Source organism: Paenirhodobacter sp. (genome assembly GCF_047600745.1).
In the GTDB taxonomy this organism is placed as follows: Bacteria; Pseudomonadota; Alphaproteobacteria; order Rhodobacterales; family Rhodobacteraceae; genus Rhodobacter.
Genome location: NZ_JASGKI010000004.1, coordinates 1,351,785 through 1,378,761 on the forward strand (window position 1 = coordinate 1,351,785; position 26,977 = coordinate 1,378,761).

24 protein-coding genes and 1 pseudogene are annotated in these 26,977 nt (G+C 67.9%); 11 read left to right on the forward strand and 14 right to left on the reverse strand.

The genetic code is table 11. The annotated features are described in order from the left end of the window. Positions 1–221: 221 nt before the first annotated feature. Both QM789_RS15370 and nth read right to left on the reverse strand, forming a co-directional pair. Entirely contained in the window at positions 222–1,205 is a 984-nt protein-coding gene (locus QM789_RS15370) for an adenosine kinase (RefSeq protein WP_420352722.1), read from the reverse strand. Further along, on the reverse strand, positions 1,202–1,846 hold the full coding sequence (gene nth, locus QM789_RS15375; RefSeq protein WP_420352723.1) for an endonuclease III: 645 nt from the start codon (positions 1,844–1,846) through the stop codon (positions 1,202–1,204). Before nth ends, QM789_RS15370 begins: the two co-directional genes overlap by 4 nt. 140 nt (positions 1,847–1,986) lie before the next feature. Here nth and QM789_RS15380 point away from each other — a divergent pair, with 140 nt between their 5' ends. Further along, on the forward strand, positions 1,987–3,006 hold the full coding sequence (locus QM789_RS15380; RefSeq protein WP_420352724.1) for a Hint domain-containing protein: 1,020 nt from the start codon (positions 1,987–1,989) through the stop codon (positions 3,004–3,006). 52 nt (positions 3,007–3,058) lie between these two features. Continuing rightward, positions 3,059–3,725: pseudogene (locus QM789_RS15385) on the forward strand (OmpA family protein). Positions 3,726–4,363: 638 nt separating this feature from the next. On the opposite strand, the gene katG reads toward QM789_RS15385, so the two are convergent. Next, entirely contained in the window at positions 4,364–6,514 is a 2,151-nt protein-coding gene (gene katG, locus QM789_RS15390; RefSeq protein ID WP_420352725.1) for a catalase/peroxidase HPI, read from the reverse strand. A gap of 103 nt (positions 6,515–6,617) precedes the next feature. On the opposite strand from katG, the gene QM789_RS15395 reads away from it, so the two are divergent. Next, positions 6,618–7,505, forward strand: coding sequence for a hydrogen peroxide-inducible genes activator (locus QM789_RS15395; RefSeq protein WP_420352726.1), 888 nt, complete (start codon positions 6,618–6,620; stop codon positions 7,503–7,505). On the opposite strand, the gene QM789_RS15400 is transcribed toward QM789_RS15395, so the two are convergent. From QM789_RS15400 to QM789_RS15410, 3 genes are read right to left on the reverse strand one after another with little or no spacing between them, the layout of a single operon-like run. Next, positions 7,502–8,869: a peptidoglycan -binding protein gene (locus QM789_RS15400; protein ID WP_420352727.1), complete on the reverse strand. Its 1,368-nt coding sequence runs from the start codon at positions 8,867–8,869 to the stop codon at positions 7,502–7,504. The genes QM789_RS15395 and QM789_RS15400 overlap by 4 nt on opposite strands. A gap of 1 nt (position 8,870) precedes the next feature. Next, a complete protein-coding gene (locus tag QM789_RS15405; protein WP_420352728.1) occupies positions 8,871–10,052 on the reverse strand; it encodes a biopolymer transporter ExbB in 1,182 nt (393 codons plus the stop codon). 8 nt (positions 10,053–10,060) lie between these two features. After that, complete coding sequence (locus tag QM789_RS15410) at positions 10,061–10,636, reverse strand: gamma-glutamylcyclotransferase (protein WP_420352729.1); 576 nt, start codon at positions 10,634–10,636, stop codon at positions 10,061–10,063. A gap of 62 nt (positions 10,637–10,698) precedes the next feature. On the opposite strand from QM789_RS15410, the gene QM789_RS15415 reads away from it, so the two are divergent. Beyond that, on the forward strand, positions 10,699–11,613 hold the full coding sequence (locus QM789_RS15415) for a DUF2125 domain-containing protein (protein WP_420352730.1): 915 nt from the start codon (positions 10,699–10,701) through the stop codon (positions 11,611–11,613). Here the strand turns inward: QM789_RS15415 and QM789_RS15420 are convergent. From QM789_RS15420 to rpsD, 4 genes are all read right to left on the reverse strand, one after another. After that, positions 11,601–12,299 (reverse strand): extensin family protein, encoded by a 699-nt coding sequence (locus QM789_RS15420; RefSeq protein ID WP_420352731.1) that lies wholly within the window; start codon positions 12,297–12,299, stop codon positions 11,601–11,603. The genes QM789_RS15415 and QM789_RS15420 overlap by 13 nt on opposite strands. Next, positions 12,299–13,216, reverse strand: coding sequence for a prephenate/arogenate dehydrogenase family protein (locus QM789_RS15425; protein WP_420352732.1), 918 nt, complete (start codon positions 13,214–13,216; stop codon positions 12,299–12,301). The genes QM789_RS15420 and QM789_RS15425 overlap by 1 nt, the downstream gene beginning before the upstream one ends. Further along, positions 13,213–14,301 carry a histidinol-phosphate transaminase gene (gene hisC, locus QM789_RS15430; RefSeq protein WP_420352733.1) on the reverse strand — a complete coding sequence of 363 codons (1,089 nt, stop codon included), beginning with the start codon at positions 14,299–14,301 and terminating at the stop codon, positions 13,213–13,215. Before hisC ends, QM789_RS15425 begins: the two co-directional genes overlap by 4 nt. A 145-nt stretch (positions 14,302–14,446) precedes the next feature. After that, positions 14,447–15,067: a 30S ribosomal protein S4 gene (gene rpsD, locus QM789_RS15435; protein WP_420352734.1), complete on the reverse strand. Its 621-nt coding sequence runs from the start codon at positions 15,065–15,067 to the stop codon at positions 14,447–14,449. Between the two features lie 380 nt (positions 15,068–15,447). Here rpsD and QM789_RS15440 point away from each other — a divergent pair, with 380 nt between their 5' ends. The 4 genes from QM789_RS15440 (at position 15,448) to metH (ending at position 20,741) form a co-directional block, all read left to right on the forward strand. Further along, complete coding sequence (locus QM789_RS15440; protein ID WP_420352735.1) at positions 15,448–16,245, forward strand: ABC transporter substrate-binding protein; 798 nt, start codon at positions 15,448–15,450, stop codon at positions 16,243–16,245. Beyond that, a complete protein-coding gene (locus QM789_RS15445) occupies positions 16,242–16,907 on the forward strand; it encodes an adenosylcobinamide amidohydrolase (protein WP_420352736.1) in 666 nt (221 codons plus the stop codon). Before QM789_RS15440 ends, QM789_RS15445 begins: the two co-directional genes overlap by 4 nt. Before the next feature lie 97 nt (positions 16,908–17,004). Further along, entirely contained in the window at positions 17,005–18,036 is a 1,032-nt protein-coding gene (locus QM789_RS15450; RefSeq protein ID WP_420352737.1) for a homocysteine S-methyltransferase family protein, read from the forward strand. Beyond that, on the forward strand, positions 18,033–20,741 hold the full coding sequence (gene metH, locus QM789_RS15455) for a methionine synthase (protein ID WP_420352738.1): 2,709 nt from the start codon (positions 18,033–18,035) through the stop codon (positions 20,739–20,741). Before QM789_RS15450 ends, metH begins: the two co-directional genes overlap by 4 nt. A gap of 211 nt (positions 20,742–20,952) precedes the next feature. Here metH and QM789_RS15460 read toward each other — a convergent pair whose 3' ends face one another. Beyond that, positions 20,953–21,693 carry an RNA methyltransferase gene (locus QM789_RS15460; RefSeq protein ID WP_420352739.1) on the reverse strand — a complete coding sequence of 247 codons (741 nt, stop codon included), beginning with the start codon at positions 21,691–21,693 and terminating at the stop codon, positions 20,953–20,955. Between the two features lie 93 nt (positions 21,694–21,786). Here QM789_RS15460 and QM789_RS15465 point away from each other — a divergent pair, with 93 nt between their 5' ends. Continuing rightward, the gene (locus tag QM789_RS15465; RefSeq protein ID WP_420352740.1) at positions 21,787–22,404 is read left to right on the forward strand and encodes a thiamine phosphate synthase; all 618 of its coding nucleotides are present in this window, start codon (positions 21,787–21,789) and stop codon (positions 22,402–22,404) included. Further along, positions 22,404–23,099 (forward strand): hypothetical protein, encoded by a 696-nt coding sequence (locus QM789_RS15470; protein ID WP_420352741.1) that lies wholly within the window; start codon positions 22,404–22,406, stop codon positions 23,097–23,099. Before QM789_RS15465 ends, QM789_RS15470 begins: the two co-directional genes overlap by 1 nt. Here the strand turns inward: QM789_RS15470 and tgt are convergent. Then, complete coding sequence (tgt, locus tag QM789_RS15475; RefSeq protein WP_420352742.1) at positions 23,096–24,223, reverse strand: tRNA guanosine(34) transglycosylase Tgt; 1,128 nt, start codon at positions 24,221–24,223, stop codon at positions 23,096–23,098. The two genes, QM789_RS15470 and tgt, sit on opposite strands and share 4 nt — an antisense overlap. A 130-nt stretch (positions 24,224–24,353) precedes the next feature. On the opposite strand from tgt, the gene QM789_RS15480 reads away from it, so the two are divergent. Continuing rightward, positions 24,354–24,929 carry a hypothetical protein gene (locus QM789_RS15480; RefSeq protein ID WP_420352743.1) on the forward strand — a complete coding sequence of 192 codons (576 nt, stop codon included), beginning with the start codon at positions 24,354–24,356 and terminating at the stop codon, positions 24,927–24,929. 6 nt (positions 24,930–24,935) lie between these two features. Here the strand turns inward: QM789_RS15480 and QM789_RS15485 are convergent, their stop codons facing one another. Further along, positions 24,936–25,388, reverse strand: a complete 453-nt coding sequence (locus QM789_RS15485) for a DNA polymerase III subunit chi (protein ID WP_420352744.1) — start codon at positions 25,386–25,388, stop codon at positions 24,936–24,938. After that, a complete protein-coding gene (locus QM789_RS15490; RefSeq protein ID WP_420352745.1) occupies positions 25,388–26,839 on the reverse strand; it encodes a leucyl aminopeptidase in 1,452 nt (483 codons plus the stop codon). The genes QM789_RS15485 and QM789_RS15490 overlap by 1 nt, the downstream gene beginning before the upstream one ends. Positions 26,840–26,977: the final 138 nt, after the last annotated feature.

The following is a 26,977-nucleotide window of genomic DNA, read 5'->3' on the forward strand; positions in this document are numbered from 1 at the left end:
CGGTGAGCGGTGAGCGGTGAGCGGTGAGCGGTGAGCGGTGAGCGGTGAGCGGTGAGCGGTGAGCGGTGAGCGGTGAGCGGTGAGCGGTGAGCGGTGAGCGGTGAGCGGTGAGCGGTGAGCGGTGATGGCTCCCGGGGGATGCGCTGAGCAACCCCCTTTGCAACGAACCGCCTCGATCCCCCCCGGACACCGGCCCCGCGCCGGGCTGATGCCCCTGTCGCTCAGATCAGCCCCTGCGCGCGGAACAGGGCCTTGATGTCGCTTTCGGGCCGGGCGCCGAAATGGCTGATGACCTCGGCCGCGGCGATGCAGCCCATCCGGCCTGCGGTCTCCAGATCCTGCCCGGTGGCATAGCCATAGAGGAACCCCGCCGCGAACTGATCCCCCGCCCCGGTCGCATCCACCGGCACGGTGCGGTTGACCGGAACCTCGACCCGCTCCTCGCCGCGCAGCACGATCACGCTCTCCCCCGACCGGGTGCAGACCACCAGCCCGCATTCCGACGCCGCCTGTTTCAGCGCGCTGTCCAGATCGGTCTGATAGAGCGATTCCCATTCGTGCCGGTTGCCGATCACATAGTCCATTTCGTCCTTCACCAGCCGGCGGAAGCTGTCGCGGTGGCGGTCGACGCAGAACGGATCGCTGAGCGCGATACCCGCGCGCCCGCCGCCCCGGTGACAGCCCTGCGTCGCCTTGAGGAAGGCGGCCTTGCCATAATCCTTGTCGAACAGATAGCCTTCGAGAAACAGGATCCAGCAGTTCTCGACCACCTCAAGCGGCACATCCCCGGTCGAGACCTCGGCGGAAATCCCCAGATAGGTGTTCATCGACCGCTCGCCATCCGGCGTCACGAAGATCATCGAGCGCGAGGTGGGCAGGTCGCCCTTCACCGGCGGATTCGGGAAATCCGTGCCCTCGCCATGCAGCGCCGCCTCGTAGAACCGGCCAAGCGCATCGTCGCGCACCCGCCCGATGAAGGCCGCCCGCAACCCGAGATTGCCCAGCCCCGCGATCGTATTGCCCACCGATCCGCCCGGCGCCTGCGTCCGTTCCCCCATCGCGGCATAAAGCGTTTCGGCGCGTTCGCGCTCGATCAGCTGCATGATCCCCTTCTCGATCCCCATGTGATCGAGGAAACTGTCGTCGCACTGGGCGATCACATCGACGATGGCATTGCCGATGCCGACAACCTGATAGGTCTTCATGCGGTCTTCTCCTCGTATTGGCAGAGGTCATGGATCAGGCAATCGGCGCAGCGGGGCTTGCGCGCCATGCAGATGTAGCGGCCGTGCAGGATCAGCCAGTGATGGGCGTGGTCCTGATATTCGACGGGAACGTTGTCCTCGATCGCGCGCTCGACCGCATCGACATCGCGGCCGATGGCGATTCCGGTGCGGTTGCCGACGCGGAAGATATGGGTATCGACCGCCTGCGCCGGATAGTGGAACCAGATGTTGAGCACGACATTCGCCGTCTTCCGCCCCACCCCCGGCAGCCCCATCAGCGCGGCGCGCGACGACGGCACCACCCCACCATAACGTTCGACCAGAATCCGGCTGAGCTTGATGACATTCTTCGCCTTCTGCCGGAACAGGCCGATGGTCTTGACATATTCCGTCAGCCCCTCCTCGCCCAGGGCCAGCATCTTTTCCGGCGTGTCGGCAATGGGCCAGAGCGCGCGGGTCGCCTTGTTCACGCCCGCATCCGTCGCCTGCGCCGACAGGGCGACCGCGACCAGCAGGGTGAAGGCATTGGTATGCTCCAGCTCCCCCTTCGGATGGGGCTCCGCCGCCTGAAACCGGCGAAAACATTCCTGCATCTGCGCATAGTCGAACTGGACAGCCATGCCACAGCTATGCCGCCCTGCGCGGCGGCGGGCAATGGGGCGCGGCCTGTTTTCCAAAGATTTCCAGGCGGGTTTAACCGGCATTTAAGGGTCGGGGCCGAATGATCGGCACTGCCCTCGCGCTGAAACAGGATTTACAGATGCCCCCTATCGGCTACCCGGTCTCCTCCCTGCACCACGACCGCGACGGCGGGTTCTGGCGGCTCGACCCTGCATTCAAGGCAACGATGGCCTGGCATCTGGTACCGGATGGGCAGGAGGCCGAGGTGCGCGACGCAAAGGGGGGGCTGGTGGCGCGCGGGCTGCAAACCGGCGATGTACCCCTGCTGCTCGAAGGGCCGGAGGGCACGGTGATCCGCCTCGACCGGATCGAGATCGACGGGGTGCCCCGCCTTTATCTCGCGTCGGAGGCGCTGGACCCCCAACGCACCTATCCGGACCTGCACCCGACCGCGCGCGCGGCAACGGCGGGGGAACTGGCGAACCTGCCCGCCTTCGGCCCCGGCACCCTGATCAATACCGAAGACGGCCCCGTCCCGGTCGAGCGGCTGCGGCCGGGCGACAGGATCCAGACCCGCGACCATGGGTTTCAGCCGCTGCTCTGGGCCGGTCACCACGCGCCGCATCCCGGTGCCGAAAGCGACCGGCCGATGCGGATCGCCACGGGAACCTTCGGCGCCGACATGCCGTCCTGCGACACCGTGCTTTCCGCCGGAACGGGCGTCCTGCTCGCGGGGGACGATCTGCGCATGTGGTTCGCCGAGCAGGAGATGTTTGCCCGCCTCGACCAGCTCGGCCCGACGCTGCCGCGGGCCGAGGCACCGGTGACGCTCCACACCCTGCTGCTGGACCTGCCCGAAGCGATCATCGCCGACGGGATGTGGGTGTCCTCCGTCGAGGCGAACGAGACCTATTCCGCGCTGATGCCCGAGCACCTGCGCGAGGCGCTGTTGCCCCGGCTGGCGTCGGGCCACACCATGCCCGCCCGGCGCTGGATGGACGATTGGGAGATCGAGACCTTCCGCCGCAACCGCGCGGCCAGGCCGGACCACACCACGGGACGCGCGCAGGGCGCGCCGCCACATGCCTCGCCGACAAGTGATGGGCGGAGAATTGCCGGTCACCCATACGCCATGGCGCAACGCACGCGAATTCGGTAACAAGGATCCCAGAATACCCGCAGGGGCGGGTTCCTGACGAGAGTGCTTGGTCATGAAAAAGAACATTTCCCTTCTGGTGGCGGTAACGGCCCTGATCGGCCTTTCGGCCTGCACCGACCCCTATGGCAATTACAACGCCGACAACGGCCCCAACGCGAACCGCAACACCGGCGCGATGACCGGCGCCCTGATCGGCGGCGTTTTCGGCGCGACGCGCAAGGGCGACGAAAAGCTCACCAAGGCCGCGGCGGGCGCGATCGTCGGCGGTCTCGTCGGCGGCGCGATCGGCAACCAACTGGACCGTCAGGCACAGGAATTGCGCCGCGACCTGACGTCGAACGGCGTCTCTGTCGTGAACAACGGCAACCACCTGACCGTCACCATGCCGCAGGACGTCCTTTTCGCGACGGACAGCGCAGTCGTGCGGGCCGACCTGCAACGCGATCTGCAAACGCTGGCCGGGAGCCTGAAATCGCTATCCGAACACCACGGTTCAGGTGGTCGGGCATACCGACAACACCGGCTCCGCCGCCTACAACCAGCGCCTGTCGCGGCAGCGCGCCGATGCGGTGGGGCAAGTCCTGATCGCCTCGGGCGTCCCCTACAGCCGGCTCGTCACCGTCGGCCGGGGCGAGGATCAGCCGATCGCCTCGAACCTCACCCCCGAAGGCCGTGCGCAGAACCGTCGGGTGGAATTCGTCATCACGCCGAACCAGTAATCCCTTCGGCCGGAACAGAACAAAGGCGCGCGGACCCTCCCGCGCGCCTTTTCCGTGTCCGGCATTCGCCACGACCCTGCGCCAATGCACGGCCACACGACACCTGCTGCCCCCTCCCACTGACCACGAACGGCATATCAGCAAAGCACCGGCCCTAACGCGCGCGGTGATATTTTCCGGCCGAACGGATTGCGGCGGGCAGGAATCCGACGCCTTCGCGCGCGGGAATGCGGGGCCCCTTCGGCGTCACCCGCACCTGTTCGGCGACCGACGCCCTCGCGCGCGGGAATGCGGGCGCTAAACGGGACCAAATCTTCGACGCCTTCGCGCAGGCACACATCGCTTTTTAAGCGATGTGTGCATATTTGCAGAGGAACTCGACGCCCTCGCGCGCAGGGACATCGCGCCTGAAATCGTTTGCGCCCGGTGATCCAGCCGCCGAAGACGCTCGCGCGGGGAGACCGCTGCACCAGAGTTGCGGACGGACACCGGCCCGCTGTTCCCTGCCGTTCGCGGCGGCTGTCCAAAAGACAGGGCCGTCCAGGGGTGCCGCGCGCGCGGAGCAACCCGGGGGTTCGATTTTACTGATCTTCAACGGGTGGGCCGCCCCGCAGGCGACGCAGCCCACCCCCGGCCCATCACGCCAGATCGAAACGGTCCGCGTTCATCACCTTGGTCCAGACCCCCACGAAATCCTTGACGAATTTCGCGGCATTGTCGTCCTGAGCATAGACCTCGGCATAGGCGCGCAGGATGGCGTTCGACCCGAAGATCAGGTCGAGCCGTGTCGCCGTCCATTTCACCGCCCCGGTCCTGCGGTCGCGGATTTCGTAATGGCGGCCCGCCGGAGACCAGCTATTGCCCATATCGGTCAGGTTGACGAAGAAATCGGTCGTCAGCGCGCCCTCCCGGTCGGTCAGGACGCCGTGTTTCGTGCCGCCGTGATTGGTGCCGATCACCCGCATCCCGCCGACCAGCACGACCATTTCCGGCGCGGTCAGCCCCATCAACTGGGTCCGGTCCAGCATCAGTTCCTCGGGCGAAACGGCGTAATCCTTCTTCAGCCAGTTACGATAGCCGTCATGGACGGGCTCCAGCGGCGCGAAGGACTCGGCATCGGTCTGCGCGTCGCTCGCATCGCCACGGCCCGGCGCAAAGGGCACCTCGACCGGAAAGCCCGCCGCCCGCGCCGCCCGTTCCACGCCCAGATTGCCGCCCAGCACGATCACATCGGCCAGGCTCGCCCCGGCCTGTGCGGCGATCGGCTCCAGCACGGACAGCACGCGCGCCAGACGTCCGGGCTCGTTGCCCTCCCAGTCCTTCTGCGGTGCCAGCCGGATCCGCGCGCCGTTCGCGCCGCCCCGCATGTCGGATCCGCGATAGGTCCGCGCGCTGTCCCAGGCCGTGGTGACCAGATCCGAGGTCGACAGGCCCGAGGCCGCGATCCGCGCCTTCACCGCCGCCACGTCGTAATCGGTCCGCCCGGCAGGCACCGGATCCTGCCAGATCAGATCTTCCGCCGGCACGTCCGGGCCGATGTAGCGCGCCTTCGGCCCCATGTCGCGATGGGTCAGCTTGAACCAGGCCCGCGCGAAGGTGTCGCGGAAATAGGCGGGATCGGCCATGAACCGCTGGCAGATCGCGTTATAGGCCGGGTCCATCTTCATCGCCATGTCGGCATCGGTCATCATCGGATTGCGCCGGATCGCCGGGTCCGAGGCATCGGCGGGCCTGTCCTCCTCGCGGATATGGACCGGCTCCCATTGCTGCGCCCCGGCGGGCGAGCGGCGCAATTCCCACTCATGGCCGAACAGCATCTCGAAAAAGCCCATGTCGAACACGGTCGGATGCGTGGTCCAGGCCCCTTCGAGACCCGAGGTCACCGCCCGGCTGGCCTTGCCCTGCTGGTTCGGATTGGCCCAGCCAAGGCCCTGCCCCTCGACCCCCGCCGCCTCCGGTTCCGGGCCGAGCGCCTGCGCATTGCCATTGCCGTGGGTCTTGCCCACCGTGTGCCCGCCTGCGGTCAGCGCGACGGTTTCCTCGTCATTCATCGCCATCCGGGCGAAGGTCTCGCGCACCTGCGCGGCGGTCTTCAACGGATCGGGATGGCCGTTCACGCCCTCGGGGTTCACATAGATCAGCCCCATCTGCACGGCGGCCAGCGGGTTTTCCATCGTTTCGGGGGCATCGACATTGCCGTAACGCGCATCCGACGGCGCCAGCCATTCGCGTTCCGCGCCCCAATAGATATCCTTCTCCGGGTGCCAGATATCCGCCCGGCCAAAGCCGAAGCCAAAGGGCTTCAGCCCCATCGTCTCATAGGCCATCGTGCCCGCCAGAACGATCAGATCGGCCCAGCTCAGCCGGTTGCCGTATTTCTTCTTTACCGGCCAGAGCAGCCGCCGCGCCTTGTCCAGGCTCACATTGTCGGGCCAGGAATTCAGCGGCGCGAACCGCTGGTTGCCGGTGCCGCCGCCGCCCCGGCCATCGGCCAGCCGGTAGGTTCCCGCCGCGTGCCAGGCCATGCGAATGAACAGCCCGCCGTAATGGCCCCAATCTGCCGGCCACCAGTCCTGACTCTCGGTCATCAGCGCGCGGACATCGGCCTTCACCGCCTCGAAATCCAGCGTCTTGACCGCTTCGCGATAGTCGAACTCCGGCCCCATCGGGTTGGTCTTGCTGTCGTGCTGGCTGAGGATGTCGAAGTTCAGCGCCTTCGGCCACCAGTTCGTGTTCGACTGACCGGCCTCGGTCACCGCGCCGTGCATCACCGGGCATTTCCCGTCCATGTTGCTTCCCTCTCCGCTGCATGGGTTTTCCTGTGCGGCAGGTTAGAGCGAATAATTCATAAGATAAATTTTCATTTTCAAATTCATCTGATAAGTAAAAATCATGACAAGCATCTCGATGAAGCATCTGCGCTATTTTCTGGCCCTGTCCCGACAGGGGCATTTCGGTCGGGCGGCGGAGGATTGCGCCATCTCGCAGCCCGCATTGTCCTTGCAGATCAAGGAACTGGAGGAAATCCTAGGTGCGCCGCTGATCGAACGCGGCGGGCGGCGGATCCGCCTGACCCCGCTCGGCACGGCGCTGGCGGAGCGCGCCCGCCGCATCCTGCGGGAGGTCGAGGAACTGTCGGATCTGGCGCGGGTCTCGCGCGGGGGGTTCACCGGGCCGCTGCGGCTCGGCGTGATTCCCACCGTCGCCCCCTATCTGCTGCCGCGCCTCATCAAGGCGCTGGCGGCGCATCACCCGGGCCTTGAGCCGCGCCCGCGCGAGGCGGTGACCGGCAAGCTGATCCAGGGCCTGATGGAAGGCGGGCTGGATGCCGCGCTGGTGGCGCTGCCGGTTTCGGAACCCGCCCTGACCGAATGGCCGCTGTTCGAGGAGGAATTCGTCCTCGTCCGCCCCGCCACCGATGCCGGAAAACCCGCGCCGGGGGCGGAGGGGCTGCGGATGATGCGGCTGTTGTTGCTTGAGGAAGGCCACTGCTTCCGGGATCAGGCGCTCTCCTTCTGCCACATGTCCCCCACCGTCGCGCGCGACATGATGGAGGGCAGTTCACTGGCGACGCTGGTGCAGATGGTCGGCGCGGGGATCGGCGTGACGCTGATCCCGGAAATGGCGATCGGGATCGAGACCCGCTCGGCCGACGTTTCCATCGCGCGGCTGCCGGAGCCGCGGCCCGGCCGGACGATCGGCATGGTCTGGCGGCGCAGCACGCCGCTCGCCGAACAACTGGCCCAGGTCGCGGCGACGGTGAAGGCCGCGCGCGGCTAGCGCTCCGTCAGCTTCAGTTCGATCCGGCGGTTGGCGGCGCGCGCCTCGGCGCTGTTGCCGGGGGCGACGGGGCTGAATTTGCCGTAGCCCGCCGCCGCCAGACGGCTCGGTGGGAAACCCAGATCGGCGATCATGTAGCGCACCACGGCGAGCGCCCGGGCCTGGCTCAGCTCCCAGTTGTCCTTGAACAGCCCCTGCCCCGACAGCGGCGTGTCGTCGGTGAAGCCGTTGACCTGAAGCAGCCAGTCGATTTCCCCCGGAATATCGGCGGCCAGGTCGCGGAAGGTCTGCGCGACGCGGGCGATCTGCGCCTTGCCCTCCACCGACAGATCGGCGCTGCCCGGCTGGAACAGCACTTCGGAGGAGAACACGAAGCGGTCGCCCACCACGCGCACCCCCGCCCGCCCGGCCAGCAGTTGCGACATCCGGCCGAAGAATTCGGAGCGGTATTTCTCCAGATCCTTCTTCTCCGCCTCGGCCTTGCGGCGGGCGGCTTCCTCCAGCGCGGCGCGGCGTTTCTGCTCTGCCGCGACCTGCGCCAGCGCGGCGTTCAACTGCGTTCCAAGCGCCTCGACCTGCACCTTCGCCGCCGTATCGCGGGCCTGCGCCGCATCCAGAACGCCTTGCAATTCGTTCAACTGGGTGCGCAACGCGGCGACCTGCGCATTCAGCAGCGCGACCTTTTCCGCATTGCGGTCCGAAATCTGCTTCTGGTTCTCCAGCGCCTTCTGCGCCGTGGCCTTGAGCAGCGCGGCGCGTTCCGCTTCGGACATCTGGGTGTCGAGTTGCGTTTGCAGATCCTGCTTCGCCGCCTCCGCCGCAGCCAGCAGGGTCAGCGTTTCCTCCGCCCGCTTGCGCGCCGCTTCGAGTTGCAGCGTCATCGCGGCCAGTTCATCGCCCGAATTCAACAGCTTGCCGCGCAATTCCTCGATCGTCGCCTTGTCGAGCCGGATTTCATCGGCGCGGACCGTCGCCTCCCCCATCAGCGCGGCGACCTGCGCCTCGAAGGCGGTGATCTTCTGCCCCGCCGCATCCAGCGCGGCCTGCCTCTCGGTCAGTTGCGTGGTCAGCGAGGCGATCAGCCCCTGCTGCGCCTCCGCCTGGGTCTTCGCGGCGTCCAGTTCTCCGGTCAGGCTCTCGGTCTTCGACCGTTCGAGCGACAGCGCCTGCGCGAGGCCCGATAACTGCGAGGTCAGCGCGCTCAACTGCTGATCCTTGCTGGTCAGCGTGTCGCGCATCACCGATTGCACGATCATGAAGATCGACAGCACGAAGATCAGCACCATGAGCAGCGCGCCCATGGCATCGACGAAGCCCGGCCAGACGTTGACCCCGAACCGATTGCCGCGCCGGGCGAGGCCCATCTCAGCCCTCCCCGCGCTTGGCGGCGATCAGCGCGCGGGTCAGCGCGGCCAGCCCGGTGCGCATCTCGGCCATGCTTTCCTGCCGACCTGCGGAAATTTCCTCAAGCAGCCGGGGCAGTTGCACGTCGATCGAACGCAGCCGCATCCGGACCTCGGCCTCGCCTTCGGTCGCGGCGCCCTGATCGGCCAGACGGGTCAGCACGTCGGCCAGCCGCTCCTGCCCCTGCACCATCCCGGCGAGGGCGGCACTCTGCCGGGCGCGGTCCTCGGCCCCGGCGGCGGCGTCATGGGCAAAGCCCTCGAAGGCCTGCGACAGTTGCGACAGCCGCGCCTCGGTCTGGCTCCGCGCGGCCTCGCCCTGCGCGAACAGCATCTTCAGCTCGTCCATCTGTTCGGCCATGTGGTCGAGGATCTCGGCCACGATGGACCCCTCGCCCTCCCCCTCGCCGCTGGCGAAGCTGAGCCGGGAGATCGAGGAAATCCATTCCTCTAATTCGCGGTAGAACCGGTTCTGCCCATGGGTCGCGAACAGTTCCAGCAGGCCGACGACCAGCGACCCGGCCAGCCCGATCAGCGAGGACGAAAACGCCGTCCCCATCCCGCCCAGTTGCGATTCGAGCCCGGTCATCAGGTTCGAGAACACATCCGCCGCGCTTTCGCCATTCTTCGGCGCCAGCGCCCGGATCGTATCCACCACCCCCGGAACGGTCGTCGCCAGACCGTAGAACGTGCCCAGAAGGCCAAGGAAGATCAGCAGGCTGGTGACATAGCGGGTGAAGTCGCGCCCCTCGTCGATCCGCGTCGCGACGGATTCGAGGATCGACCGCCCCGAAGACGTGGCGATCGTCCGCCGCCCGCCGCGCGCCCCCAGAAGCGCCGCCAAGGGCGCCAGCAGCACCGGCGCGCGATATTGCGGACGGCCCGGTCGGTCAGAGGCGAAACTCTCGATCCAGGTGACGGCGCGGATCAGTTGCACCACCTGCCAGAAACAGGCCAGCACCCCCAGGACGAAGACCGCGAAGATCGTCCCGTTCAGCCAGGGGTTGATGTGGAAGATCGAATAGATCGGGGCATAGGCAAGGACACCCCCCACCACGACCAGCGCGAGCACGATCAGCATCATCACGATCTGCCGCACGGGCTGGGAGAAATGCGGTTCGGGCTGTCGGACCGGCGCGCGCATGGGCTGCCTCATGGGTTTGTGTCGCGCGCCACGATAGGCGGCGCGTCGTCCCGTGCCAAGCCCCCGCCGGTCAATTCCCTGACCCTTGCGGAAAGCGCGTCGAGTTCCGCATCCGCGATGCCGAGCGTGGCCAGATGCCGGGCGGTGTTCCACAGGTATTCGGTGTTCGGCCCGCGCGTGCCATGGGCGGTGGCGATGATCCGGGCCTGTTCCTCGGGCGGGACGGTGCAATATTGCGGGCCGTTGCGGTCGATCACATAGGCCAGCGCGGGGATTTCCTCGCCCCGCTCACAGGTCAGCGTGACCCGGCGTTCCAGATAGGCGTCGGAGATCAGTTCCCGCGCGCGCGTCTCGGCCAGAACCCTTTCGGCCTCCGCCTCCGCCACCCGCAGCGCGAGGCCGGTGCAGTGCGCGCCCTCGGCCGCGTCCAGCGCCAGCACCAGCCCCGGCGCCTCCGCCGTGCCGCGAAAATGGATCGAACGCATGCAGAAGCTCCGCCGCCAGCCCGCGAGCGTCGCGCGGCGCACCTCGGCGGGCGTAAAACCCGGATCCCAGATCAGCGAGCCATAGCCAAAGATCCACATCGTCTGGCCCTCCTTTTGCGAAGGGGATACATCTGGTGCAAAGGCCACGAAAGGGGGGCGGCGTGCGGATTGTGAAATGGATTGCGGTTCTGGCGCTCATCGCGGTGGCGGCGGGCTGGGGCGCGGGGCAGATGATCGCCGGGCGGCTGGCCGCCGCGCTCACCGAAGGCCCCGCGCGGGCCGAAGCGGTGACGGCCAGCGGCTTTCCCACGCGGATCGGCGTCGAGATCACCGGGCTTGATGTGCCGCTCGAAGGCGGCCGCTGGACCGCCCCCCATCTGCGGGCCAGCGCGCCGCTGTGGAACCCGCTGCGCTGGACCATCACGCCCGCGCAGCCGCAGGGCCTGATCCTTGGCGGCCTCCCCCTCACGCTGAGCGGCCCGGCAGAGGGTCAGGTGACCGTGACGCCCGGGCTGTCGGTGGCGGCGGCGCAGGCGCGGCTGACCGATCCGGCGCTGGCGCTCGACGGGGCGCCCTGGATCGCGGCCAGCGATCTCGACGCGACCCTGACCCGGGATGACGGCGCCCGCTACCGGCTCGCGGCGCGGCTGGCGGGGCTGACCCTGCCACCAGAGACCCGGATCGACAGCCTCACCCTGACCGGCGGGCTGGAGTTTGACCATCCGCTGGCGCTGACCGCTCCGGCCCGGCTGACCGGGCTGCGCATCGACGCGGGGGAACTGTTCTCGGGCGGGCGGGCGCTGAAAGTGGCGGGGGCGGTAACGGTGCGGCCCGACGGCAATCTGGACGGCACGCTGACCTTCACCAGCCGCGACTGGCTGGACTGGCTGCATCTGGCGATCGGCGGGCGGCTGGTCGATCCGGGGCTGGAACAGATCCTGACGACGATGGGCACGCTGCTCGCGCAACAATCGCCCGATGGGGTGCTGGCGCTGCCGCTGGTGTTCCGCGATGGGCGGATGACGCTTGGGCCGGTGCCGCTCGGCCCCGCGCCCCGGCTGGATCAGCGGCAGTAGGCGCCGCCGCGGTTCTGCGCCGTATCGACGTGGATATGGTCCTGATGGAAGCGGTCGGCCTCCGGCCCCAGCACAGTGCCGAACGTGCCGCAGGCCGAGGCGTGGATCCGGTGCAGCACCGCCCCGTTGCGCGAACGCCAGCCCTGCGCGACGGTGATCACCTCGCCCGAGCGCAGCTTCAGCCCGGCAAGGTCCAGCGCATGGCCCCGCCCGTGTTCCGACACTTTCCCGCCGCTCTGATTGTTGCGCGGGCGGCAGGCATAGGAGCCCGCGATCTCCAGCCGCGCGACACCGCCGCCCCGGTTGCCCACGGCGGGCAGGATGCCGCGATCGACCCAGCGTTTAAGCGCCGCCGCCGTGCCGCAATCCACCTGCGCCGGGATCGACAGTGGAATGCCCGAGACATGCGTCACCTCGACCCCATCCTCCAGCCCGCAGCCCGGAATGCGCGAGGTGATCGGCGCGATCTTCCGCCCGGCCAGCCCCTCGATCCCGCATAGCGCCGCCTTGCGCAGCGCGGGCTGCGTCACCCGCGCCGGCGGCAGGGCGGCCAGTTGTACCCCGCCGGGCCGTGGCAGGGGCCGCAGCGAAGCCTCGTCCGGGCGCGACATCGGGCGCGGCGACTGGTCCGGCCCGGCCTGCGCGGCCCCGGCCAGAAGCATCAGCGCCAGAGCCAGCCCCCGCATCAGACCGGCCCCGTCGGGGTGCGACCGAAATCGGGGGCGGCGGTGTCCTGCCCGGCCTCGATGATGCCGCGCCGGATCGCGCGGGTCCGGGTGAAATAGTCGAACAACATATCGCCGTCGCCCATCCGGATCGCGCGCTGAAGCATGAACAACTCTTCGGTGAAGCGGCCCAGGATGTCGAGCGTCGCCTCCTTGTTGGTCAGGAAGACGTCGCGCCACATCGTCGGATCCGAGGCCGCGATCCGGGTGAAATCCCGAAACCCCGAGGCGGAATATTTGATCACTTCCTCATGGGTGACGCGGCGCAGGTGATCGGCCACGCCGACCATCGTATAGGCAATGAGGTGCGGCGTATGCGACACCACCGCCAGCACGAGGTCATGGCGCAACGGCTCCATCGTGTCGACATTGGCGCCCATCGCCTCCAGCAACCGCCGCAGCCGGGCAACCGCCTCCGGCGCGGTGTTTTCGAGCGGCGTCAGCAGCCACCAGCGGTTCACGAACAGCGTGGCAAAGCCCGAACGCGGCCCGGAATGTTCCGTCCCCGCCAGCGGATGGCCCGGGATGAACTGGACATGGCCGGGCAGATGCGGGGCCACAGCCTCGATCACCGCCTGCTTGACCGAGCCGACATCGGTCACCGTCGCGCCCTCGGCCAGATGCGGGGCGATTTCGGCGGCAATCGCGCCCATCGCCCCCACCGGCACCGCCAGCACCACCAGATCGGCACCCGCAACGGCCTCGGCCGCGGTCTCGAACACCCGGTCGACCAGCCCGATTTCGAGCGCGGTGGCCCGGGTTTCGGCCGAACGCGCATGGCCAACGATCTCGCCCGCCAGCCCGTGCTGACGCAGCGCATGCGCCATAGACGAAGCGATCAGCCCAAGGCCGATCAGCGCGACCCGCTGGTAGATCATCGCGCCCCGCCCGATTTGAACAGCCCGATCAGATGCGCGACCCGGCGGCAGGACGGTTCATCCCCCACCGTGATCCGCAGGCAGTTCGGCAGGCCATAGCCCCCGACACGGCGCACGATCAGCCCCTCGCTCTTGAGGAACGCATCGCAGGCCGCCGCCTCTTCCTCCGACCCGAACCGCGCGAGGATGAAATTCGCGGTCGAAACATCCGAAGGCACGCCCTTCTCCGCCAGCGCCTCGGCCAGCCAGCCGCGCAGGCGGGCGTTGTCGGTGCGGCAGCGCGCCACCCAATCCTGATCGCGCACGGCGGCCTCGGCGGTCTCCATCTGCGCGGTCGAGAGGTTGAACGGCCCGCGCACCCGGTTCAGCACGTCGATGATCGCCTTCGGGCCATAGCCCCAGCCGATCCGCAGCCCGCCCAGCCCGTAGATCTTGGAAAACGTCCGGGTCATGAACACATTCGGCAGCCGCGTCGCCAGATCCGCCCCGCCGTCATAGCCCTCGACATATTCCGCATAGGCGCCGTCGATCACCAGCAGCACCTGTTTCGGCAGCCCGTTCGCCAGCCGCTCCAGTTCCGACAGGCCGATCATCGTGCCGGTCGGATTGTTCGGATTGGCCAGGAACACCAGCTTCGTCTTCTTGTTGCAGGCCGCGAGGATCGCATCCACATCGGTCGTGCGCTCGCGTTCGGGCACCTGCACCGGCGTCGCCCCCGCCGCATGGGAATAGATCCGATACATCAGGAAGCCGTGTTCGGTGAACACGACCTCATCCTTCGGGCCCGCATAGGCCTGACAGAGGAAATTGATGATCTCGTCCGAGCCCACGCCGCAGATGATCCGGTCGGGATCCAGCCCGTGCACCTCGCCGATCGCCTGACGCAGCGCGGCATGGTCGGTCGAGGGATAGCGGTGCAGCTTGTGGACCGCGCGCGAAAACGCCTCCTTCGCCTTGTCCGACGGGCCGAAGGGATTTTCGTTGGAACTGAGCTTCACCGCATCGCTGACCCCGGCCACATGCGACTGGCCGCCTTCATACAGCGCGATCTCCAGGATGCCGGGTTGCGGGCGGATGTCGTTCATGGCGCATTCCTCACGATGTCGGGCCGGTTCTAGCCAAGCCCCGCCCACAACGCCAGCGGCAACTTGCCCCTGCTCCGGGAAAGCCCTCCCGCCACATATGCAAAAGGGCCGGGAAACCCCGGCCCTTTCCGCGATCCGCGAAGGATCAGTTCTTGGCGTAGAATTCGACGACCAGGTTCGGTTCCATCACCACCGGATAGGGCACGTCGCCCAGGGCCGGGGTGCGCACGAAGGTCGCGGTCATCTTGTGGTGGTCGACTTCCAGATAGTCCGGAACGTCACGCTCGGCCAGTTGCACGGCTTCGAGCACGATGGCGAGTTGCTTCGACTTGTCGCGGATGGCGATGACGTCGCCTTCCTTGACGCGATACGAAGCGATGTTCACCCGGGCGCCGTTCACGGTCACATGGCCGTGGTTCACGAACTGACGCGCGGCGAAGATCGTCGGCACGAATTTGGCGCGGTAGACGACCGCATCCAGGCGGCGCTCCAGCAGGCCGATCAGGTTTTCGCCGGTGTCGCCCTTGACGCGCTCGGCTTCACCGTAGATCCGGCGGAACTGCTTTTCGGTCAGGTCGCCGTAATAGCCCTTCAGTTTCTGCTTCGCGCGGAGCTGGGTACCGAAGTCCGACAGCTTGTTCTTGCGGCGCTGGCCGTGCTGGCCCGGGCCGTAGTCACGCTTGTTCAGCGGCGACTTGGCGCGGCCCCAGATGTTCTCGCCCATGCGGCGGTCGATTTTATACTTGGCAGACGTGCGTTTGGTCACGGCTGATCTCCTTCACTGGCCCTGCGGCCGTTTTTGTTGGGCGGATGCCCGGCGAAGGGCGTTGTCCTTTCCCCGAGGGGCGACAGGCATCCCCTTGCGGGGGCCACCAACACCAAACCGGGGCGCAAACCCCGGGTTGCGGGGCTTATACAGGGCGGGGCGCGGGTGTCAACGGCGTGCGGCGACAAAGTGAAACGGGCCCCGCCGGGCCCGTTTGCGGTGTTTGCCTGTATGATCCCGATCCTCCGGGATGGGTCTTTACCCTTGATTAACCGGGACCGTAACATGGGTGATTCGCCGTGTGAATCCCCTTTTCGCGGGCGTTCCGGCTTTTCCGCGCCGTGCTGGCGGAACCCTGCGGCGCGGGCTATGAACCGGGCATGACCCGATCCGTGCTGACCGCGATCCTTCTGGCCTGTCTGACCCTGCCGGTGCAGGCGGAACCCGCGCGCGTGGTGTCGATCAACCTGTGCACCGATCAGCTGGCGATGCTGCTGGCGGCGCCGGGGCAACTGGTTTCTGTCTCGCATATCGCGCGCGATCCGCTGTCCTCGGCAATGGCGGCTGAGGCCGCGCGCCATCCGGTCAACCACGGCCTGGCGGAAGAGGTCTTTGCCCTGCGCCCGGACCTTGTGCTCGCGGGGGAATATACCCATCGCGAGACGGTTGCGCTGCTGCGCCGGATGGGGGTGCGGGTGGAAACCTTCGCCGCCGCGCAGGATATGGAGGGAGTCGCCGCCGGGATCCGCGCCATGGGCCGGGCGCTTGGCCGCGCGGCCGAGGGCGAAGCGCTGGCCACACGGTTCGGCGCCGATCTGGCCCGCCTGCGCCGCGACCCGGCCGGGGGTCCGCGCGCCGCTCTTTATTATGCGAATGGCTACAGCCTGGGCGATGCCACGCTGTCGGGACAGATCCTCGCCGCCGCCGGGTATCGCAACATCGCCGGTGAAGCCGGGCTGAGCGCGGGCGGCACGCTGCCGCTGGAGGTGCTGGTGATGGCCCACCCCGACCTGATCGTGCAGGGCGAACGCCACGCCACGCCGTCGCGCTCCGAAGAGATCCTGACCCATCCCGCACTTGCCGCCAGCCCGGCGCGGCGGGTGGAAATGGCGGATCGCGATTGGATCTGCGGCACGCCCTTTGTGCTGCGCGCGCTCGCGGCACTGAGGGCGCCATGATCGTCACCTGCAACCGGCCCTGGCTTGCGGCGGATCTGGGCGCGCCGCATCGGGTGATGTCCTGGGCGGTCCACAACGGCGGCATCACCACCGCCCGCCGGATCCTGTGGCGCGAGGTCCGCAACGCCGACCTGCCCGAGGGGCGGGACGTCGAACGCTGGCTCGCCGGGGAGGTGACCGAACCGGAGGCCGTCTGCCTGCTGACCTCGCGCGATGTCACCCGCCATGTCCTGACCCGCGCCGAGGTGGAGGGCATCACCGCCGAGGCGCTCACCACCGCCGGGCTGTCGAATGCCGAGGCCGTCGGCGCGCGGCGCGACTGGCAGGCGGGTGACTGGGGCACGATCAACATTGCGGTGCAGATCCACGCCCATCTTACGCAATCCGCGCAGATCGAGGCGCTGAGCATCGCCACACAGGCCCGCACCGCCGCGGTGATCGACTGCGCGCTGCGCCTGCCCACCGGCATGGCGACGGGGACCGGCACCGATTGCATCGCGCTCGCCGCCCTGCCCGGCCCGGACCACCGCCACGCGGGCCTGCACACCGCGCTTGGCGAGGCGGTGGGGGCCGCCGTACGGCGCGGCGTGGCGCGGGCAGCGGCGGAATGGGTTGCGGACTGGGAGGCCCTCGGGCGGCTGAAACCGGGGCGCGGGCTCTGAGCCATCTTCGATCCGGCTCATGATCTTCTGGAGAAATATGAGTTTGAACCACATGGACGGAGGCACTAGGTTGCGGGGCACAAGCCAGAGGTCCGCCATGCTCAGTTTCCGCCTGCCCCAGTCCAAGGCCTTCGCCACGCTCGACGCGCTGGCGCGGGAGCGCATCCTGATCCTCGACGGCGCGATGGGCACGCAGATCCAGAACCTCGGCCTGACCGAGGAAGACTATACCGGCGCGGGCCTGCCCTGTCACATCGTGTCCGACCATCCGCAGAAGGGCAACAACGACCTGCTGATCCTGACGCAGCCGCGGGCGATCGAGGAAATCCATTACCGCTACGCCAAGGCCGGGGCGGATATCGTCGAGACCAACACCTTTTCCTCGACCACCATCGCGCAGGCGGATTACGCGATGGAATCGCGGGTGTTCGATCTGAACGTCGAAGGCGCGCGGATCGTGCGCCGGGCGCTGGACCGGGCAACGGCGGAGGACGGGCGGCCGCGCTTCGTGGCCGGGGCCGTAGGGCCGACGAACCGCACCGCATCCATCAGCCCCGACGTGAACGATCCGGGCTACCGCGCCGTGACCTTCGACGATCTGCGCATCGCCTATGGCGAGCAGGTGCGCGGGCTGATCGCGGGCGGCGCCGATCTGATCCTGATCGAAACGATCTTCGACACGCTGAACGCCAAGGCCGCGATCTTCGCCTGTCTTGAGGCTTTCGCGGAACATGGCACGCAACTGCCGCTGATGATTTCGGGCACGATCACCGATGCCTCGGGGCGGACGCTTTCCGGCCAGACGCCCACCGCCTTCTGGTATTCGGTCGCCCATGCCCGGCCCTTCACCGTAGGGCTGAACTGCGCGCTCGGCGCCGCCGCGATGCGCCCGCATCTGGCGGAACTGTCGAATGTGTCGAGCAGCCGGATCTGCGCCTATCCGAACGCCGGCCTGCCCAATGCCTTCGGCCAATATGACGAGGGCCCCGAAGACACCGCCCGGCAGGTTGCCGAATTCGCCCGCGAAGGGCTGATCAACGTCACCGGCGGCTGCTGCGGCACCACGCCCGACCATATCCGCGCCATTGCCGAAGCCGTCCGGCCCTTCGCGCCGAGGAAGCTGAAATGAACCACTATCTGCGCCTGTCCGGCCTCGAACCCTTCACGCTGACGCCCGATATTCCCTTCGTGAACGTCGGCGAACGGACCAATGTCACCGGCTCCGCCCGGTTCCGCAAGCTGATCACCAACCGCGATTATGCCGCCGCGCTCGAAGTCGCGCGCCAGCAGGTGGAGAACGGCGCGCAGGTCATCGACATCAACATGGACGAGGGCCTGATCGACTCAAAGGCCGCGATGGTCGAATACCTGAACCTGCTCGCGGCGGAACCCGACATCGCCCGGGTGCCGGTGATGATCGACAGCTCTAAATGGGAGGTGATCGAGGCCGGGCTGAAATGCGTGCAGGGCAAGCCGATCGTCAATTCGATCTCGCTCAAGGAAGGCGAGGAGGCGTTCATCCACCACGCGACGCTCTGCCTCGCCTATGGCGCGGCGGTGGTGGTGATGGCCTTCGACGAAACCGGACAGGCCGACAGCTTCGAGCGCAAGACGAAGATCTGCGAGCGCGCCTATCGGATCCTGGTCGATCAGGTCGGCTTCCCGCCGGAAGACATCATCTTCGACCCGAACATCTTCGCCGTCGCGACGGGGATCGAGGAACACAACAACTACGGCGTCGATTTCATCGAGGCCACCCGCTGGATCCGCGCGAACCTGCCCTATTGCCACATCTCGGGCGGGGTCTCGAACCTGTCGTTCAGCTTCCGCGGCAATGAACCGGTGCGCGAAGCGATGCACGCCGTCTTCCTCTATCACGCGATTCAGGCCGGGATGGACATGGGCATCGTCAACGCCGGGCAGCTGGCGGTTTACGACCAGATCGAACCGGACCTGCGCGAGGCCTGCGAGGATGTGGTCCTCAACCGCCGCTCCGATGCGACGGACCGGATGCTGGAGATCGCCGAACGGTTCAAGGGCGGCGCGCGGGAGGAAAAGGCCCGCGATCTGAGCTGGCGCGAATGGCCGGTGGCGAAACGGCTGGAACATGCGCTGGTCAACGGCATCACCGAATTCATCGAGGAAGACACCGAAGAGGCGCGCCTTGCCGCCGAACGCCCGCTGCATGTCATCGAAGGGCCGCTGATGGCCGGGATGAACGTGGTCGGCGATCTGTTCGGCGCGGGCAAGATGTTCCTGCCGCAGGTGGTGAAATCCGCTCGCGTGATGAAACAGGCGGTGGCCGTCCTGCTGCCCTATATGGAAGAGGAAAAGGCCGCTTCGGGGGGCGAGGGCCGCGAAAGCGCGGGCAAGGTGCTGATGGCGACGGTGAAGGGCGATGTGCATGACATCGGCAAGAACATCGTCGGCGTCGTGCTGGCCTGCAACAATTACGAGATCATCGACCTTGGCGTGATGGTCCCGCCGCAGAAGATCCTTGAGGTCGCCAAGGCCGAGAAGGTGGATGCGATCGGGCTCTCCGGCCTGATCACGCCCTCGCTCGATGAAATGGTGCATATGGCGGCGGAGATGGAGCGCGAGGGCTTCGACATTCCGCTGCTGATCGGTGGCGCCACCACGTCGAAGATCCACACGGCGGTGAAGATCGCGCCGCGCTACACCCATAGCCAGGCGGTCTATGTCACCGATGCCTCGCGCGCGGTCGGCGTGGTGAGCCAGCTGCTCAGCGCCGACAACAAGGTTTCGTATATCGACCAGATCCGCGCCGAATACCGCGACGTGGCCGAGCGCCACGAACGGGCCGAGGCGGCGAAACGCCGGATCACGCTGGCGCAGGCGCGGGCCAATGCGCTCAGGATCGACTGGTCGGCTTACGACATCCCCGCCCCGGCGATCAGCGGGCTGAAGGTGATCGACGATTGGGATCTGGCCGAGATCGCGCGCTATATCGACTGGACCCCGTTCTTCCAGACCTGGGAGTTGAAGGGCGTCTACCCGCGCATTCTGGACGATGAAAAGCAGGGCGCGGCGGCGCGGCAATTGTATGACGATGCGCAGGCGATGCTGGCGAAGATCGTCGCCGAGAAGTGGTTCCGCCCGCGCGCCGTGGTGGGCTTCTGGCCCGCGAATACGGTGGGCGACGACATCGTGCTGTTCTCGGACGAAACCCGGGTGCATCCGCTCGCCACGCTGCACACGCTGCGGCAGCAGACCTCGAAACGCGACGGGCGGCCGAATGTGGCGCTGTCGGATTTCGTCGCGCCCGAGGGCACGGTGCGCGATTGGGTCGGCGGCTTCGTCGTGACGGCGGGGCCGGAGGAGAACGAGATCGCCGCGCGCTACGAACGGGCGAATGACGATTACGGTTCGATCATGGTCAAGGCGCTGGCCGACCGGGTGGCGGAGGCGATGGCCGAACTGCTGCACGAACGGGTGCGCAAGGAATACTGGGGCTATGCGGCGGACGAGACCTTTGCGCCCACGGAGCTGATCGGCGAACCCTATCGCGGCATCCGCCCCGCCCCGGGCTATCCGGCGCAGCCCGACCACACGGAAAAGGTGACGCTGTTCAAGCTGCTGGATGCCGAGGCGACGACCGGCGTGACACTGACCGAAAGCATGGCGATGTGGCCGGGCTCGTCGGTGTCGGGGATCTACATCGGCCATCCGGAGGCCTATTACTTCGGCGTGGCCAAGGTCGAGCGCGATCAGGTCGAGGATTACGCGCGCCGCAAGGGCATGCCGCTCGAAGAGGCGGAACGCTGGCTGGCGCCGATCCTGAACTATACGCCGGGTCAGTCGGTGGCGGCCTGACACCCCCCTTTGGGCTCTGCCGACGCCGGTATATCCCCCATCCGCGGGTGCAGGGGCCGCCACCCCACCCGCGGGAGTTGGTCACGTTCGGGGGCTGGTTGACCTGCATCCCTCCCCTGCGGGGGAGTGACCGGCCGAAGCCACGATCAGCGTTGCGGGGGGTGACCCCTTCAGCCGGGCCTTCCGTCATGCGCCCCCCAACGGGCCGGGATCAGTCCCGCCGCCGGGTGATCTGCCGCAGCATGCCGTGCAGCGTCTGCACATCCGCCCGCGTCAGGCCGAAGCGCGACCACATGTTGCGCAGGTTGCGCTTCATCGAGGGCGCCTTGTCCTCCGGGAAGAAGAACCCCGCCGCGTCGAGCTTTTCCTCGTAATGGTCGCCCAGCTTCTCGACCTCGATCGCGCTGGCCACATCCGCCCCGGCCAGCCCCGGATCCACCGCCGGCGCCCCATGCACCCCGCGCGAGAATTCATAGGCCGTCAGCAGCACCGCCTGCGCGAGGTTGAGCGAGAAGAACTCCCGGTTCACCGGCACGGTGATGATCGCATTCGCCCGGGCGATGTCGTCATTCTCCAGCCCGGTGCGCTCCGGCCCGAACAGCACGGCGACCCTCTGCCCCGCGCGGATCCGGGCATGGGCCTCCGCCATCGCGGCTTCGGGGGTGTAGATCGGCTTCGTCAGTTCGCGCCCGCGCGCCGTGGTGGCAAAGACGAAATCGCAATCCTCCACCGCCCGCGCGGTTTCCGGAAACACCCCGGCATGGTCGAGCACCTGCGCCGCCGCGCCCGAGGCCATCGCCACCGCCTTCGGATTCGGCCAGCCGTCGCGCGGATCGACCAGCCGCAGGCTCGTCAGGCTGAAGTTCAGCATCGCGCGCGCCGCCGCGCCGATATTCTCGCCCATCTGCGGGCGGACCAGCACGAAAACGGGATTGCGGATCAGATCGGTCATCAGGGTTCCTTTCCGCGCCCGCTTACCCCCGCGCGCGGCCTCTGGCAAGGCGCCGTGGCCTGCGGTAAAAGGCCGGAAACGAAAGGATGCCCCATGGCCGAGGACCGCCCGCAGATCTATCTGCTCACCCCGCCGAGCTTCGACCCGGCTGTCTTCCCGGCGGTGCTGGCGCGGGTGCTGGCGGCGCAGGACGTCGCCTGCATCCGGCTCGCGCTGGCGACCAAGGACGAAGACGCCGTGATGCGCGCCGCCGATGCGGTGCGGGTCGTCGCGCATGACCATGACGTGGCGCTGGTGATCGAGAACCACATCCATCTGGTGGAACGCCACGGGCTTGATGGCGTGCATCTGACGGATGGGGCGCGCTCGGTGCGGGCCGCGCGCAAGGAACTGGGTCAGGACGCCATTGTCGGCGCCTTCTGCGGTGCCTCGCGGCATGACGGGATGAATGCGGGCGAGGCGGGGGCGGATTACGTCTGTTTCGGCCCGGTCGGCGAAACCGGGCTGGGCGCCGGGCCGCGCGCGGAACGCGACCTCTTCGCCTGGTGGAGCGAGATGATCGAAGTGCCGGTGGTCGCCGAGGGCGCGCTGTCCGAAACGCTGGTGCAGGGCCTCGCCCCCGTCACCGATTTCTTCGCCATCGGCGAGGAAATCTGGCGCGACGAAGACCCGGCGGCGGCGCTTGGCCGGCTGATCGCGGCGATGGGCTGATGCGCGAGAGCGAGACCGGCGAAACCTGGCTGGGCGATTCCGACGGGCCGATGGGCGATGCCGGGGCCTTCATGTCGAGCGAATTGCGCGTCGACCGCGCCGACCTGCCCGGCCATATCCGGCAGCTGGACGGCCCGCGCAACCTGATCGCCATTGTCGGCGCGTCGGGGGCGGGGAAATCGCGGCTGGCGGCGGAGCTATGCGCCGCGCTGAACGCGGGCGCGCCGGGTTCGGCGGCGGTGCTGGCGATGGACGGGTTTCACCTCGACAATGCCACGCTGGACGCGCGCGGGCTCCGGCCCCGCAAGGGTGCGCCCGAAACGTTTGACGTGGCCGGACTGCATGCGCAGATCCTCGCACTGAAACATGCGGAACACGACCTGCCGGTGCCGGTGTTCGACCGCGCCACCGATACGGTGATCCCGGCGGCGGAGGTCATCCCCGGCCGGGCGCGCTTCGTTCTGGTCGAGGGCAACTACCTGCTGCTGACCCGCCCCGGCTGGCGCGACCTGTTCCCGCTGTTCGACCTGTCGGTGCGGATCGCGGTGCCGGAGGCCACGCTGCGCGAGCGGCTGATGCACCGCTGGCGCGACCTGTCTGACGCCGAGGCCCGCCGCCGGGTCGAGGAAAACGACCTGCCGAACGGGCGCCTGCTGCGGCAGGAGGGCCGGGCCGCGGATCTGCTCCTCGCTTAAAGCGGCTCGATGTCGCCCATCGCGCGCTGTGCGTGGAAATCGGCCACGAACTCCGACAGCCGCCCCGCCGCGATCGCATCGCGCAGCCCCTGCATCAGCTCCTGATAATAATGCAGGTTGTGCCAGGTCAGCAGCATCGAGGCGATGATCTCCTGCGACTTGAACACATGGTGCAGATAGGCCCGGCTGTAGTTGCGGCAGGCCGGGCAGGTGCAGTTTTCGTCGAGCGGGCGCGGGTCCTCCTGATGCCGGGCGTTCTTGATGTTGATCTGCCCGCGCCGGGTCCAGGCCTGCCCGGTGCGGCCCGAGCGCGAGGGCAGCACGCAATCCATCATGTCCACGCCGCGTTCGACCGCGCCCACGATGTCATCGGGCTTGCCCACGCCCATCAGGTAGCGCGGCTTGTCCTCGGGCAGGAAACCGGGGGCGTAGTCGAGCACGCCGAACATCGCCTCCTGCCCCTCGCCCACGGCAAGGCCGCCGATCGCATAGCCCTCGAAGCCGATCGCCCTTAGCGCCTCGGCGCTTTCCTCGCGCAGTTCGCGGGTGACGCCGCCCTGCTGAATGCCGAACAGCGCATGGCCCGGCCGGTCGCCAAAGGCATCGCGCGAGCGCTGCGCCCACCGCATCGACAGCCGCATCGACTTCGCCACCGCCTCATCCGTCGCGGGCAGCGCCGGGCATTCATCGAACGCCATGACGATATCCGACCCCAGCAGCCGCTGGATCTCCATCGAGCGTTCCGGCGACAGGAAATGTTTCGAGCCGTCCACATGGCTGCGGAAGGTCACGCCGTCCTCGGTCATCTTGCGCAGATCGGCGAGCGACATCACCTGAAACCCGCCCGAATCCGTCAGGATCGGCTTTTCCCAGTTCATGAAGCGGTGCAGCCCGCCCAGCCGGTCGATCCGCTCCGCCGTCGGGCGCAGCATCAGGTGATAGGTATTGCCCAGAAGGATGTCCGCCCCGGTCGCCGCGACGCTTTCGGGCATCATCGCCTTCACCGTCGCCGCCGTGCCCACCGGCATGAAGGCCGGGGTGCGGATTTCGCCGCGCGGGGTGTGGATCACGCCGGTGCGGGCCTTGCCGTCGGTCGCCGTCAGGGTGAAGCTGAATTTGGTCACCGGATGCTCCTGCTCTGTCGGCGCCGGGGTTTAAACCGCCCCCGCAGGAAAGGGAAGGCCGGCTTTGGCGCTTGCCTTTCCTGCACAGCCGGGCAAAGGTGCACCCACCTTTGCATAGCAGGTGATTTCAATGCTGCTCCGGCTTTACGCCCTTGCCTTCACCGTCTTCACCCTGTGCGCCGGATGCGCCCCGCCCTCCGACTGGATCGCGATGACACCGGCCGAACTCGACAGCGCGATGAAGGCAGGCAAGGTCGTTCCGCTATCTCCTGACAAATACACCTTCGGCCGCCCGGTCCTAGATCTTCAGGCGCCCCGCCCGGGCTACACCTATGCGACCGACCGGGGACCGATCCAGATTGAATATTTCGACCCGAACGGGCGGAGCTGGCTCTGGTTTCCGGGCAATCTGCTCGCGGTACCCGGCGAATATCGCTATCAGGTCGCCTTCCCCAGGGCAGGCGGGCCGGGAGAGGTCGCGGCGGTAGAATTCCGCTATCCCTCCACTTCGCGCGGGATGGACGGCCGACCCGGCGGAAGCTGGGAGCCGGCGATGATCCGTGGATACCAGAACGGCGTGGTTTCCGTCGCGAAGGGCGACGTGTTCAGGCTGTCGCGCGGGCTCGTTCCCTATGTGCGGCGGAGCTGCGACCTGCCGGACCCGATGCCCCGCCCGGACCCCGGATATGGAGTCTGCCGGCGCTGAGGCGCGCTATTTTTCCGCCTTCTTCTCCCAGCGGCCGCCCTCTTCGGACCAGTATTGCGCCGAGGCCCCCGCTCCGGTCAGCGCGCGCCACTGGCCGCGCGCGTGGTCCACCGCCATCGGGTCGCGGCCATCGAACAGGATCCAGACCCGTTCCGTGGCGGCGACCTCCTCCGCCGTCACCTCCGCGCCCTCGACCGCCATCACCGCCTGCCGCCCCTCGGGCCGGGGGGCGTGGGTCAGCAGCACGGGTTGCAGCGCGTCATGCGGCCCGCCCGCAAGGCCATGCGGCAGGAAGCCCTCCTCCGGCCCGAGCCAGAGCTTCTGGTCATACCAGTCCATCCGCTCCGGCGTGCGCCCGCGCAGTTCCACCCGCCAGCCCTGCGACAGCGCGCGGCTCAGCAGGCTGGCGACGACATCCTCCACCGCCGATTGCGTGACGTGATAGAACAGCGCGGGCATCAGGCCTCGAACTGCTCCCGGATCAGCCGGTCGAGCGTCATCACCCCCCAGCCGGTCGCGCCCTTCGGCGCCAGCATGGTTTCCCCGGGCGGCAGCGCCACCCCCGCGATGTCGATATGGCACCAGGGCACATCCACCACGAATTTCTTCAGGAAGGCGGCGGCGGTGATCGACCCGCCCCAGCGGCCGCCGGTGTTCTTGATATCGGCCAGCCGCGAGGTGATCAGCGCGTCATAGGCCGGATCGAGCGGCATCGGCCAGGCACCCTCGCCCTCCGCCTTCGCGGCCTTCAGCACGGCATCGCACAGCGCGTCGTCATTGGTGAACACCCCGGCGCGTTCATGGCCGAGCGCGACGATGATCGCCCCGGTCAGCGTCGCGAGGTCGATGATCGCGCGCGGCTTGAACCGCTGCTGCGCATACCACAGCACATCGGCCAAAACGAGCCGCCCCTCGGCATCGGTGTTCACCACCTCGATCGTGTCGCCCTTCATCGAGCGCACGATATCCCCCGGCCGCTGCGCCCGCCCGTCGGGCATGTTCTCGACCAGACCGACCAGACCGACGACATTGGCCCGCGCCTTGCGCAGCGCGAGCGTGCGCATCACGCCCGCCACCACGCCCGCGCCGCCCATGTCCATCGTCATCTCTTCCATCCCGGCGGCGGGCTTGATGGAAATGCCGCCGCTGTCGAAGCAGACCCCCTTGCCGACGAGCGCGAGCGGCGCGCCCTCGCCGCCGTTCCAGCGCATGACGACCACTTTCGACGGGCTTTCCGACCCCTGCCCCACCGCCAGAAGCGCCCTGAGCCCGAGTTCCGCCAGCTCCGCCTCCTCCAGGATTTCGACGTCCAGCCCGATTTCCTGCATCGCCGCCAGCCGCGCCGCGAAATCCCCGGTCGTGAGGATATTCGCCGGTTCGTTCACCAGATCGCGGGTGAAGAACACCCCCTCGGCCAGCGCGGCATGGGGCGCGGCGGCGCGGGCGACCTCCTCGGGCTTCGCCACCATCAGCGTCACCGCCCCCGGCGCGGGTTTCTGCGCGGTGTGATAATCGAAGCGATAGGCCCTGAGTGCCAGCCCGAAGGCCAGTTCCGCCGCCCGGGGATGGCCCTCGGCGATGACCAACGCGCCCTCGGGGCCAAGCGTCTTGCCGATGCGGGCGCCCGCCTTGCGCGCCTCCTCCTGCCCGGCCTTGCGGTCGAGCGCGATCAGTTCCAGCGCCTCCGCCGCAAGCCCCGCCGGAAAGCCCAGCACGAGCGACTCGCCCGGCTTCACCTTGCCCCAGGCCTCCGACGCCAGCGCGCGCGAAACGGCGCCCCGCGTCAGCTTGTCCAGCCGGCGCCCCGCGGGCGACAGCGCCGCCCCGACGATCAGCGCGATGCGCCCCCTTTGGGTGGCGAACGCCTCCGGATCGGTCTGAACGAAAGCAATGGCGACGGGGTGGGTCATGGTACCTATCCTGCGGGCAAATTCCCGCCGAGCCTAGCGAGCCCGCATCGAAATGAAAAGCACGCCCGATCCCGTGTCCGGCGCTTTCGCACAGGGAAGCCCGAGCGTATGCGGATCGGCGCCAACGCAGGCGGGCGG